Annotated in this window: 10 protein-coding genes; 7 read left to right on the top strand and 3 right to left on the bottom strand. The window is 61.6% G+C overall.

What is annotated here, in order from left to right; translation table 11 throughout:
* Positions 1–377: 377 nt before the first annotated feature.
* The 3 genes from VF436_RS13645 to VF436_RS13635 all read right to left on the bottom strand — a co-directional run bounded on the left by VF436_RS13645 (position 378) and on the right by VF436_RS13635 (position 5,981).
* Positions 378–3,863 (bottom strand): methylmalonyl-CoA mutase family protein, encoded by a 3,486-nt coding sequence (locus VF436_RS13645; RefSeq protein WP_330904576.1) that lies wholly within the window; start codon positions 3,861–3,863, stop codon positions 378–380.
* A 587-nt stretch (positions 3,864–4,450) separates the two neighbouring features.
* Positions 4,451–5,374 carry an alpha/beta hydrolase gene (locus VF436_RS13640; RefSeq protein ID WP_330904575.1) on the bottom strand — a complete coding sequence of 308 codons (924 nt, stop codon included), beginning with the start codon at positions 5,372–5,374 and terminating at the stop codon, positions 4,451–4,453.
* 16 nt (positions 5,375–5,390) lie between these two features.
* On the bottom strand, positions 5,391–5,981 hold the full coding sequence (locus VF436_RS13635) for a TetR/AcrR family transcriptional regulator (RefSeq protein ID WP_330904574.1): 591 nt from the start codon (positions 5,979–5,981) through the stop codon (positions 5,391–5,393).
* Between the two features lie 185 nt (positions 5,982–6,166).
* On the opposite strand from VF436_RS13635, the gene VF436_RS13630 reads away from it, so the two are divergent.
* The 7 genes from VF436_RS13630 to VF436_RS13600 form a co-directional block, all read left to right on the top strand.
* The gene (locus VF436_RS13630; protein WP_330904573.1) at positions 6,167–6,490 is read left to right on the top strand and encodes a hypothetical protein; all 324 of its coding nucleotides are present in this window, start codon (positions 6,167–6,169) and stop codon (positions 6,488–6,490) included.
* Between the two features lie 142 nt (positions 6,491–6,632).
* The gene (locus tag VF436_RS13625) at positions 6,633–6,992 is read left to right on the top strand and encodes a YXWGXW repeat-containing protein (RefSeq protein WP_330904572.1); all 360 of its coding nucleotides are present in this window, start codon (positions 6,633–6,635) and stop codon (positions 6,990–6,992) included.
* A 246-nt stretch (positions 6,993–7,238) separates the two neighbouring features.
* Entirely contained in the window at positions 7,239–8,342 is a 1,104-nt protein-coding gene (locus tag VF436_RS13620) for a Glu/Leu/Phe/Val dehydrogenase dimerization domain-containing protein (protein ID WP_330904571.1), read from the top strand.
* 472 nt (positions 8,343–8,814) lie between these two features.
* Entirely contained in the window at positions 8,815–9,084 is a 270-nt protein-coding gene (locus tag VF436_RS13615; protein WP_330904570.1) for an acyl carrier protein, read from the top strand.
* Positions 9,085–9,092: 8 nt separating this feature from the next.
* A complete protein-coding gene (locus tag VF436_RS13610) occupies positions 9,093–9,887 on the top strand; it encodes a glycosyltransferase family 2 protein (RefSeq protein ID WP_330904569.1) in 795 nt (264 codons plus the stop codon).
* Positions 9,875–10,492, top strand: a complete 618-nt coding sequence (locus tag VF436_RS13605; RefSeq protein ID WP_330904568.1) for an outer membrane lipoprotein carrier protein LolA — start codon at positions 9,875–9,877, stop codon at positions 10,490–10,492. The genes VF436_RS13610 and VF436_RS13605 overlap by 13 nt, the downstream gene beginning before the upstream one ends.
* On the top strand, positions 10,489–11,964 hold a 1,476-nt coding region (locus tag VF436_RS13600), incomplete at its 3' end, for an MMPL family transporter (protein WP_330904567.1). The genes VF436_RS13605 and VF436_RS13600, both read left to right, overlap by 4 nt.

Here is an 11,964-nt window from a genome sequence, read left to right as displayed (position 1 = left end):
GCAAGCCCTACGACACGAGCGCCATCATCGTGCAGCCCCTGGAATCGACGAACTGGCACGAGCCCTTCATCAACGCCGGTGTCGTGCCATTCCTGTATTTTGACGTGCTATTTGATGCGAATGATCGCTACATCGGACTGCGATCGCGAGCCTGACGATTGGACGGCGCAGTTTAAGGACGTGACCGCACAAGCTGATGCAATCCATCGCGTCGTCCAGACTGGGCGGACTGAAAAGGCACTTGCCATGCTTCTCCGTGAACCGCCCTATATGCCGTGGAGCGCGACGCAATGCCAGTAGCTGACCATGATCCACCGTCCCCGAACCGGGTGCCCATGCCTTTACAAAAAAGGGCGCCGAAGCGCCCTTCTTCGAAATCACATATTGCGTCGATATTCGCCACCCACGTCATACAACGCGTGGCTGATCTGTCCCAATGAGTTGTACTTGACCGCCTCCACCAACTGCTCAAATACGTTGCGACGTTCACGAGCGGTATCTTGCAGCATATTCAGGCTGTGAGCAGACAGGGCGTTGCGAGCCCTGCCGAAGGCCTGCACGTTGTCGATCTGCTGAGCCTTTTCTTCCTCGGTGGAACGAATCAGTTCGATCTCGGTGGCGATCTCGCCGCCATGATCCTTGGGCAGGAAGGTGTTGACGCCGATCAGTGGCAGGCTGCCGTCGTGCTTCTTCTGCTCGTAGTACATGGATTCTTCCTGGATCTTGCCGCGCTGGTACATCGTGTCCATTGCACCCAGGACGCCACCACGTTCACTGATGGCCTCGAATTCCTTGTATACCGCCTCTTCGACCAGGTCGGTCAGAGTATCCACGACATAACTGCCCTGCCAGGGATTCTCGTTGAAGTTCAGGCCCAGCTCGCGATTGATGATGAGCTGGATAGCTACCGCGCGACGCACGCTTTCTTCGGTCGGCGTGGTGATCGCCTCATCGTACGCATTGGTGTGCAGGCTGTTGCAGTTGTCGAACAAGGCATACAGAGCCTGCAACGTGGTGCGAATGTCGTTGAACTGGATTTCCTGCGCATGCAGCGAACGACCGGAAGTCTGGATGTGGTACTTCATCATCTGGCTGCGCGCACTGGCACCGTAGCGCTCACGCATGGCGCGAGCCCAGATGCGGCGGGCCACCCGGCCGATCACCGTGTATTCCGGGTCCATGCCGTTGGAGAAGAAGAACGACAGGTTGGGCGCGAAGTCATCGATATGCATGCCACGCGCAAGATAGTATTCGACGATGGTAAAGCCGTTGCTCAGAGTGAAGGCGAGCTGGCTGATCGGGTTCGCGCCGGCTTCGGCAATGTGATAGCCGGAGATCGATACCGAATAGAAGTTGCGAACCTTGTGATCGACGAAGTATTGCTGGATATCGCCCATCATGCGCAGCGCGAACTCCGTGGAGAAGATGCAGGTGTTCTGCGCCTGATCCTCCTTGAGGATATCCGCCTGCACGGTGCCACGCACGGTCTGCAAGGTTTCTTCCTTGATGCGCGCGTACGTCTCGTTGTCGATCAACTGGTCACCAGTGACACCCAGCAGACCAAGCCCCAGGCCGTCGTTGCCCTTGGGCAGGTCACCGGAATAGCGGGGCTGTCCATGGGGGCATAGCTCGGCGATGCGCTTCTGCGCGGCATTCCAACGTTGCGGATCGCCCTTGAGATACTTCTCCACATTCTGGTCGATGGCGGTATTCATGAACATCGCCAGGATGATCGGTGCCGGGCCATTGATGGTCATCGACACAGAACTGGAAGGCGCGCTCAGGTCGAACCCCGAGTACAGCTTCTTCATGTCGTCGAGCGTGGCGATGTTGACGCCAGAGTTGCCAATCTTGCCGTAGATGTCCGGACGTGGCGCCGGGTCTTCGCCATACAACGTGACCGAGTCGAAGGCCGTGGATAAGCGCGTGGCCGCACCCCCCTGGCTCAGGTAATGGAAGCGGCGATTGGTGCGTTCGGGTGTACCCTCGCCCGCGAACATGCGGGTGGGGTCTTCGCCCGTGCGCCGGTATGGATATACGCCTCCGGTATACGGGTAGTAACCGGGCAGGTTCTCGCGCATCAGAAACCGCAGCTGATCACCCCAGTCCCTGGTCTTGGGCGGCGCGACCTTGGGAATCTTCTGGTGACTGAGCGATTCGCGATAGTTCTCCACGCGAATCACCTTGTCGCGAACCTTGTACTCGTTGACTTCATCAGTCACCGACCTGTATAGCGCAGGCCAGTCGCGCAGCAGATGAACGGCTTCGCTGGACAGCTCCTTGACGGCGGCGTTATAGCGCTGGCGCAACAGAATGAGGGTGCGATCGTCCTGGCTGCTGTCGACCGCGCGATCTGCTGCCGAGGGTGTGCCGGCGGACTGACTCGGGTAGACGTCCAGTGGGCGAGGAAGCGTGTCGTCGCCAAGATCCTTCAGGGATTCGTAGTAATGCTGAGCCTTGCTCGCAAACTCGGCTTCGCGCTCGATGCCAGCGTTGATGCCACGCCCCTGTTCTGCGATTTCCGCCAGATAACGCACACGACTACCTGGAATCAGCACGGTGGCGCGCGGCTCCTTCAGCGAGGTATCGACCGTCGGCTCCCAACGCTCGGACGGCAATGCCAGCTTGTCGCGCATCAGGCGACACAGGTTGGCGAACATCCAGGTCACGCCTGGGTCATTGAACTGACTGGCGATGGTCGGATACACCGGCACTTCGTCATCTTTCATGGCGAAGGCGGTACGGTTTCGCCTCCATTGCTTGCGCACGTCGCGCAGCGCATCTTCGGCGCCGCGTTTGTCGAACTTGTTCAGCACCACCAGCTCGGCGAAGTCGAGCATGTCGATCTTTTCGAGCTGGCTGGCTGCGCCGTAGTCGCTGGTCATCACATAGACGGGGAAGTCGACGAGATCGACGATCTCCGAGTCGCTCTGACCGATGCCGGCGGTTTCCACGATCACCAGGTCATAGGCCTGACTCTTGAGAAAGGCGATGCAGTCGTGCAGCACTTCGTTGGTAGCGGCGTGCTGGCGACGCGTAGCCATCGAGCGCATGTAGACGCGATGACTGCGTAACGAGTTCATGCGGATGCGATCGCCAAGCAGGGCACCACCGCTGCGGCGACGCGTCGGATCGACCGCGAGCACCGCAATACGCATCTGCGCAAACGCATGCAGAAAGCGCAGCAGCAGTTCGTCCACCACCGAAGATTTACCCGCGCCACCCGTACCGGTCATGCCGAGCACGGGGGTGTTCTTGCCGGCGAGCGCCCATTCCTTGCGCAGGTGCGCCAGCTCGCCATCGGCAAGGCGGCCTTCTTCGATGGCCGAGAGCATATGGCCGATGCTGATCTCGTCCTTGACGTCGATCTTGACCGGAGCCTGTTCCTGCGCATGTTTGGTAGCGGCGTGGCCTGCACGCTTCATGACGTCTTCGATCATCTCGGTCAGACCGAGCTTCATGCCATCATTGGGGTGGTAGATGCGCTCGACGCCGTATGCCTGCAACTCGCGGATTTCCTCCGGGGTGATCGTGCCGCCGCCACCTCCGAATACGCGGATGTGTGATGCGCCACGCTCCTTGAGCATATCCACCATGTACTTGAAGTACTCGACGTGGCCACCCTGGTATGAGGACAGCGCAATGGCATCGGCGTCTTCCTGCAAGGCGGCACGCACGACATCTTCCACCGAGCGATTGTGACCGAGATGAATCACCTCCGCTCCCTGTGACTGGATGATGCGACGCATGATGTTGATCGCGGCGTCATGGCCGTCGAACAGGCTGGCGGCGGTGACAAAACGCAGCGGCGTCGTCTCGGACTGCGGGGCGCTGGCGGGAACGTGCTTGGCAGGGGAACTCATGGGGACTCCGGAGGAACGTCTTGCTGTGAGCGATCTCCATTGTACCGGGGCGGCTATAAGTCATACGCTGCGGTGCAGCAGCCGGTGCGGCGAGTGGGCTCGTCGACGAGCGTGACTCCCCTAAGGAGGAGGTAATTGCTGAGCACCCCCGCGTAGAGTGACTGTCTTGATCAGGCTGCGGTTGAGGTAAAGGGGAACCGAGGCGACATATTCAACCCGCGTCCCCATTCATGTTCGCGATAACCCGCTGGAGCCATCTCAGGGAACCTCGAAAAACCGCCCTATGCTTAGGCCGGGGCCCAGTGACTTGGCTTTGACGCAGCTACTGGCGCTAGATTTCGACGTTCGCCGGAATAACAACTTCGATGAGGTTTTTTTTAGATTCCCTCCAGTCGCAATGCCCGCTGCGATGCAATCGCACAAGGCTCTTAACCTCCACGCCGCGACCTCGTCGCGCCTTGCATCGCGACTGAAGTGGTTCCCACGCGAACCCGCCTCAGCCTGGCCGCGAGAAGATTCGGATGAGGCGGAGTGCGAGGCACGGTGTCACGGCTCGCCTCAGCAGACGTTGCCTGGCGCTAGAACACTCAGAGGCCGAACGGCAAATTGGGCGATGACACCACCCGCTGCCCCACTGGCTCGCCCTGAATGAACGAGAGCGAGGCATCGATCACTTCCGGGGCGTCAAGCACACGGTGATGACCCAGGCCTTCGGTGGTCAACAGTCGCGCGTGGTGCCAGTGGCGCGCATAACGCTCGCCCTCGCTCCACGGTACGTCGGCATCGTCCAGATCATGAATGATCAAGCCGGGCTGGCCGAGCCTGGGCAAATGTTCATGCACCTGCAAATCGCTGACGGGAACACCCGTGCGGCGTTCGAGCAGCCCCAGGAACGGCCGGTGCAAATGCAGACCCAATCGCACCATGCGAAAGAAACGCGTGGTGGCATCAACCACGTCTGCGGCTGGTGCCACCAGGATCAGGCGATCGGCGTACCAGCATTCATCCTGAGACAACGCCAGGGCCGCGCCACCCAATGAATGCCCGACCGCCAGGGCAGGCCTGCCGTAGTGCTGGCCCACGGCACGAATCGTGCCGATGAAGTCCGGCAAGGTGCAGAACTTGCCACCACTGTGACCGTGCCCTGGCTGGTCGAAACTCACCACCGCATAGCCCAATTCACGCAAGCGCCCAATCCAGGGCAGGTAACGCAAGCCAAAACTGGACCAGCCATGCACCAGCAAAGCATATGGCTGCGCTGACGGATCACCCCACACATACGAGGCGATGTCGCGATCAGCGACGCGCAGGCTTTCGCGCCGCATCGAGGCATCCGGGGCGGCCGCCCGAGCCCGTGCGCGACTGCTGGCCAATGGCGTGGAAAACAGGCGTGCGGCGCTACGTATTGTGCGCTTGGGAATGACGCGCCCTCCAATAGCAAAACCGGCCCGGACGACGCTGAGCTTGAACTTCATCGAGGGCGTAATGCGAGCATGAATCGTCTTGACCATGGCCGAACTCCTTATTTCAGATCCGGTAACTGCTCAAAAGACGATCGATGGCCGCGCGCGCGCGACCGCTCGCCTGCTCGAAACCGAACAGGCTGGCGTCATGATGCAGGCCCAGCATTACCGCATAGATTTCGAAGGCGAACTGATCGGCCTCGGCCCGGGAATCCACTTCGCCCAAGGCCCTCGCCTGTTCAACGGCACGCCGCAGTTCGTTGCGCCAACCGACCTGCTGCGCCTGCATGGCATCGCGCAGTGGACCGCTGCGGCCGTCATATTCGCCCACGGCAGTCAACAGCACGCAACCGCTCTGGTGCTCGCGCACCCACTCGTGCCAGTGATCGATCATGGCGCGCAAGCGTGAGATGCCACGCGGTTGCCGCAACGCCGGGCGCAATACGAGATCGACGAAGCGCTTCTGCACCGATTGCATCAGCGCCAGTTGCAGTTCCTCGCGTGCGCCAAAGTGAGCGAATACACCGCTCTTGGACATGCCCACATCCTGCGCCAGCGCACCAATGGACAGGCCTTCCAGGCCTTCCCGTCGGGCAAGCGCATAGGCATGGTCAAGGATGGTCTCGCGGGTCGCGGCGCGCTTGGGAGTGGTCATAAAACTCGTCATGCCCATAAAATAGCACGATCGTTCGTTCTTTTATGCCTGAACGAAAGCGTGAAATCTTCCGGCTCGAACCTGAACGAGCCTGCCAGGCTGGGTCAACATCGAGCACAGGCCCTCGTTCTCCTGCCTACCGCGCAACGCATGCGGTCATCCCGTGAAACTTCGAGGAGATGTTCATGAATTCGCTTATTCGCAAGCTCGCCGTGGTCGCCAGCCTGGGGCTGGCCCTTGGCGCTGTTGCCTACGTTCCCCCGGTCGCAGCCCGCGAAGTGGTCGTGGTTGGCGTCGCCCCGCCGCCGCCGCGTTACGAAGTCGTGCCACCGCCCCGCGCCGGCTGGGTCTGGGCGCCTGGACATTGGGCCTGGCGCGGCCCAGGCGCCGGTCATGTGTGGATCGGGGGACATTGGGAGCGTGTGCGCCCCGGCTATGTCTATCGCCCTGCGCGCTGGGTGCACTACGGCAACGGCTGGCGTTATTACGACGGCGGCTGGGGACGTTGAAACTTCCCCGGGGTGCCGGCTCACATCGGCGCCCCGTCCCAGCATGCGTGACTCACACGCAGAAAATTACGTCGCCTTCGAGTCAAGTTGGCGCAAGCAGCGCCGGTTTGAATACCGGCCACATCCAACCCGGGGAGTTCCCATGACAATTCGTCCTTTCGCGCTTGGCGCGATGATCCTTCTTGTGTCCGGCTGCGTGGTCGAGCAACCCCACCATCGCCCCCCCCCGCGCGAGGTCGTGGTTGAGGAGCAGCCCGTGCGCCGCGAATACGTCGAGGTGGTTGCACCACAACCCCCGCCGGAACGCGTGGTAGAGGTGGTTCCCGGCCCCCGCAGCGGCTATGTATGGGCGCATGGCTATTGGCGCTGGGATGGCCGCACCTATGTGGCCGTGCCTGGCCACTGGGAGCCGCTGCGTCCTGGTTATCACTATGTGCACCCGCACTGGGAGCGTGGCCCGGGGGGCTGGCACTTCCGTGAAGGCGTGTGGGTCACAGGCTGACCACCGGGTATGCCGAAGCCAAGGATGCCTCTCCTGCCGATTCCGGATGAAGGCATCCTTGCTGCGCCGCGAAAGCACGCGGTCGTGTGACGTATTAAACTTATCCGGTTAGCTCTTCGCCCTGGCCTCGGCCGGGGCGTTGAGTTTCAGGCATAACCCTTGGCGGGGGTGCCACTCCGGCTTCCTTCGCCGCCATCCTGCGTGCCATCCCCGTGGCACCGAAAAACCGTGGAGTTCTACGTCCCAATGATTTTCGAAACCATCGCCAAGACCGGACACGAAGAGGTTGTCTTCTGCCACAACCAGGACGCCGGCTTGAAGGCGATCATCGCGATTCATAACACGGTGCTGGGACCGGCACTGGGTGGCCTGCGCATGTGGCCGTACAAGACCGAGCAGGATGCGGTCAATGACGTGCTGCGCCTTTCGCGCGGCATGACGTACAAAAACGCGGTGGCCGGCCTGAACCTGGGCGGAGGCAAGGCCGTGATCATCGGCGACCCGTCCAAGGATAAATCCGAAGCGCTGTTCCGCGCCTTCGGTCGCTTCGTCAACTCGCTCAATGGCCGCTACATCACGGCCGAGGACGTGGGTATCGACGTGAACGACATGGAATACGTATTCCGTGAAACCGAATATGTCACTGGCGTCCACCAGGTGCATGGCGGCTCGGGCGACCCCTCTCCTTTCACCGCGTTCGGCACGCTGCAGGGCCTGATGGCCGCGCTGCAGGCCAAGCACGGCAATGAGGACGTGGGCAAGTACAGCTACGCCGTGCAGGGCTGCGGCCATGTGGGCAGCGAGTTCATCAAGCTGCTGCGTGAACAGGGCGCCAAGGTGTTCGTTACCGACATCAACAAGGATGCGGTGCAGCGCTGTGTGGATGAGCTCGGTTGTGAAGCCGTCGGCCTGGATGAAATCTACGACGTCGACGCGGATGTGTACTCGCCCTGCGCTCTGGGTGGCACGCTGAACGAGCAGACCATCGACCGCATCAAGGCCAAGATCATCTGCGGCGCGGCCAACAACCAGTTGGCGACTGACGCCATCGGCGACGAACTGACCCGCCGTGGAGTGCTGTATGCCCCCGACTATGCCGTCAATGCCGGTGGCGTGATGAACGTGTCGCTGGAGATCGACGGCTACAACCGCGAGCGTGCCATGCGTATGATGCGCACGATCTACTACAACCTAGGCCGCATCTTCGAAATCTCCAAGACCGAGAACGTGCCAACCTACAAAGCTGCCGATCGCCTGGCCGAGGAGCGCATCAGCTCCATCGGCAAGATCAAACTGCCGCACATGGGCAACGGCGCACCGCGCTTTGCTGGTCGCATGCGCGGGCAATAAGGATTGCTGCTGCGGGTACGAAGCAACGCCGGCCCTCGGGGCCGGCGTTTTTTGTCCATGGAGCTCGGGCCGGGAGTCGGCTGGCGGGCGCGACATGAGGGCCTGCTTAGTGCAAAGAAGCGCTTCCCAGCTGACTTCTGCCGCATCAGCTTGCGCCCCACGATCCATCCTCCCATCTCCTAGCTTAGTGGCATCTTCACAAATTCTTACCCTCACAGACGCTTCACGCTGCCAGAAGTCTGTTAAAATCCTCACAGAAACATCCATTTGTAGGATTTCACCTACAAAATGGCGGGATAACTTGGGGGATGCCCGTGTAGCGGGCTTATACGAAGCGTCAGGGCGGCCCGGAGCGGTCGAGGGGAAGCCGTTGCGCCGGAAGATTGCCGCAGGGATTGGTGGCCGATCAGCCGGTGACAACCGCCAGGACGCACCACAAGGACAGGTCGAGTAGAGACAGGCTGGAAAGTTTATGAGCACGATCATGGCTAGCGGTATCAGCGACGAAGACATCCTGCTTCGGCTCAAGGATGTATTGCGCGATACCTTCGAAATTGACCCGGCGCGCGTCACACCTGACACGCACCTGTTCACGGACCTGGAATTGGATAGCATCGACGCCGTCGATCTGGCGATCCAGGTACAGGACATGACCGGCATGCGCATCAAGCCCGAGGATTTCAAGAACGTGCGGACGGTCAGCGACGTAGTCGCTACCGTGCGCGCCCTGCTTAACCGCTGAGCGGCACGATGGCAGCGGCCGTACCCGCCCGCGGTGAACATACCGCCCGGGATTTTCGTCCCTGCGCGTTGATTCCGATCTACAACCACAAGGATACGATCGCGGCGACCGTAAGGGCGCTGCGATCGCATGGCTTGCCGGTGACGATCGTCGACGACGGCAGCAACGAGGCAACCCGGCACATTCTCGATGCGTTGGCGGCACAGGATACTCAGGTCACCCTGTTGCGCCTGCCGTTCAACCAGGGCAAGGGGCGCGCGCTCACGGCAGGCCTGCGCGCAACCCAGGCCGCTGGTTTCACGCATGCGTTGCAGATCGACGCCGACGGCCAGCATGATCCCGCTGACGTGCCGCGCTTTCTCGCCGAAAGCCTGGCTCACCCGGATGCGATGATCTGCGGCCAGCCGATCTACGACGATAGCGTGCCGCGCGGACGCCTGTATGGACGCTATGTCACCCATGTCTGCGTGTGGGCCGAAACGCTTTCGCTGGAGCTGCGTGACTCGATGTGCGGCTACCGGTTATATCCGCTGGAGGCCACCTGTGCGGAAATCAGGCGTCGTGCGCCGCCAGCACGCATGGATTTCGACACCGAGATCGCCGTACGACTGATCTGGCGCGGCGTACCTGTGCGCAACCTGACTACGCGAGTGATTTATCCGGAAAATGGGCTTTCCCATTTCCGCATGCTGCGCGATAACCTGCGTATTTCTGCCATGCATACACGCTTGTTGCTGGGCATGCTGCCTCGCGCACCGGGTCTGTTGTGGCGTAAACGAAGGAGTCAGGCATGCGCCGATTGATCGCCCTGTTAACCCTGCTCATTGCAGCCTGTGCGCTGCATGCGCAAGCGCAAGACCCCGCTTTGCTCAAGCAGGTGCTCGACCAGTTGGCCAGCCATCCACAGGTCCGCGCCAATTTTCAGCAGACGCGCGAGAACCCCGCGCTGGCCGCCCCGCAGGTCAGCCAGGGCAAGCTATTGTTCGTGATCGGCCACGGCATGCTGTGGCAGACCACTGCGCCCTACCAGGACACGCTCGCTCTCACCGGCTCGCGCACCGCGCGCGTGGACGACAAAGGTCAGTTGCAGACGGTGCGCAACGGCGACCGTGGCGTGGCCCAGGTCTCGCAGATGCTGCAAGGCATGTTGGCAGGCAAACCCGATGAGGCACTACGCCAGTTCAACGTCGATGCACAGGGCACGAGTACGCAATGGACACTGCGCTTCACCCCCAAACAGGCGCGCATGGCGCGTGTGCTGACCGCCATCACGTTGAACGGCGGCCAGTTCCTGGAGGGCATCGATATCGCGTTGCACAGTGGCGAACAGACGCATATCCGATTCAGCGATACGCGCAAGGCCGGCGCCTTGAGTGCGCTGGAACAACACGCGCTCGGTAACCCATGACGCGCTCGGTGCTGCGCCTGCGGGCGATAACCTTTGCGTTGACGGCACTGGTACTGGGCACGCTCGGGGCATGGCTACTGTTCGGGCGCGGGCAAGTGCCGATCCAGACCGATCTGCTGGCGATGTTGCCGGCAACCGAACGCCACCCCATGGCTGAAGCGGCCGTCGAGCAACTGGCGCACGCCAACGGTGATCGCATTGTACTGTTGGTGGAAGATGCCGATGACGACACTGCCAAGGCTGCCGCGCGCAAGCTAGGCCAGTTGCTTACCGGCAAGCCCGGCCTGGGGACGGTAGTAGCGCAGCTGCCTCCCTTCGACCTGGACAAGCTGCTTGCCCCGTATCTGGAGCACCGCTTTCATTTACTCACCGATGCTGACCTGACCGCAGTGAGCGCCCCGGGTTACGACCCCTCCAGAACGCTGGCGCGCCGCCTGAATGAACCGTTCCTCGCGGGGGTGGGCGTGAAACTGCAGGACGATCCGTTCGGCTGGTTGCAGCATTGGCTGGAGCAGCAACCGTGGAGCCGCTCGCCGCTGCTTCCAGAAGACGACCTGCTAGTGGCACATCGCGATGATCGCACCTATGTGCTGGTGACGGCTGAACTGGCCGGCTCATCCTACGACGATAGCGTGCAGCAGCCGGTGCTGGCCGCACTGGCCGCTGCCGAAACGACACTTCGTCACGACTATCCTGGCGTGAAGATCTCGCGTGCCGGTGCGCTGTTCTATGCCGCTGATGCGCGCGCGGGCGCAGAGCGCGACATGCATCGGGTCAGCCTCATCTCCATCGTGGGCATCGCGTTGCTACTGATTGGCGTCTTTCGCTCACCAGGCCCATTACTGCTGGCATTCCTGTCAACCGCGATCGGCGTCATGGCAGCCCTGACGATCACGTTGCTGATGTTCGGCCAGATCCACCTGCTGACCCTGGTGTTTGGCGCAGCCCTGCTCGGCGAAGCGGTTGATTATTCGATCCAATACCTCAGCGCGCGTGCCAATGCGGGAGCGCAATGGCACGCGGGACGCGGCGCACGGCAGGTCCGCGCGGCACTGCTGCTGGCGCTGGGTACCTCGCTGCTTGGCTATGCCTTGCTCGGTTTGGTGCCATTCCCGGCAATGCGGCAGATGGCGGTCTTCGCCATGGTCGGCATGATTGCCGCGTGCCTGAGCGTGTTCTGGTTGCTGCCGGCCATGCTGCAGCAACCCGGAAAGCCGATGTCGCCGGCGATACGGCGCGGCGTGCACGCCTTCCACCGGCTCGCTTCGCGCGCTGGCTGGCCGGTATTCATGCTGTTGCTGTTGGCGGCCGTGCCCGGCTGGTGGCGCCTGGGACATGACGACGATATTCATCTGCTGATTGCGCCGCCTGCGGATATCACCGCGCAGGAAGCGCATATCCGAGACATCACCGGCCTGGGCAACGGCACGCAGTTCTTCCTGGTTCGTGGCGCTACGCCGGAAGAAACGCTG

The organism is Dyella sp., from assembly GCF_036384435.1.
Classification (GTDB): Bacteria; Pseudomonadota; Gammaproteobacteria; order Xanthomonadales; family Rhodanobacteraceae; genus GSA-30.
Note: the sequence above shows the minus strand (reverse complement) of the source record. Positions and strands in the feature narration are given on the sequence as shown.

What these genes read in the sequence shown, in the direction of transcription:
- VF436_RS13645 (WP_330904576.1), bottom strand. Translation starts at nt 3,863, where the DNA reads ATGAGTTCCCCTGCCAAGCACGTTCCCGCCAGCGCCCCGCAGTCCGAG.
- VF436_RS13640 (WP_330904575.1), bottom strand. Translation starts at nt 5,374, where the DNA reads ATGGTCAAGACGATTCATGCTCGCATTACGCCCTCGATGAAGTTCAAG.
- VF436_RS13635 (WP_330904574.1), bottom strand. Translation starts at nt 5,981, where the DNA reads ATGACCACTCCCAAGCGCGCCGCGACCCGCGAGACCATCCTTGACCAT.
- VF436_RS13630 (WP_330904573.1), top strand. Translation starts at nt 6,167, where the DNA reads ATGAATTCGCTTATTCGCAAGCTCGCCGTGGTCGCCAGCCTGGGGCTG.
- VF436_RS13625 (WP_330904572.1), top strand. Translation starts at nt 6,633, where the DNA reads ATGACAATTCGTCCTTTCGCGCTTGGCGCGATGATCCTTCTTGTGTCC.
- VF436_RS13620 (WP_330904571.1), top strand. Translation starts at nt 7,239, where the DNA reads ATGATTTTCGAAACCATCGCCAAGACCGGACACGAAGAGGTTGTCTTC.
- VF436_RS13615 (WP_330904570.1), top strand. Translation starts at nt 8,815, where the DNA reads ATGAGCACGATCATGGCTAGCGGTATCAGCGACGAAGACATCCTGCTT.
- VF436_RS13610 (WP_330904569.1), top strand. Translation starts at nt 9,093, where the DNA reads ATGGCAGCGGCCGTACCCGCCCGCGGTGAACATACCGCCCGGGATTTT.
- VF436_RS13605 (WP_330904568.1), top strand. Translation starts at nt 9,875, where the DNA reads ATGCGCCGATTGATCGCCCTGTTAACCCTGCTCATTGCAGCCTGTGCG.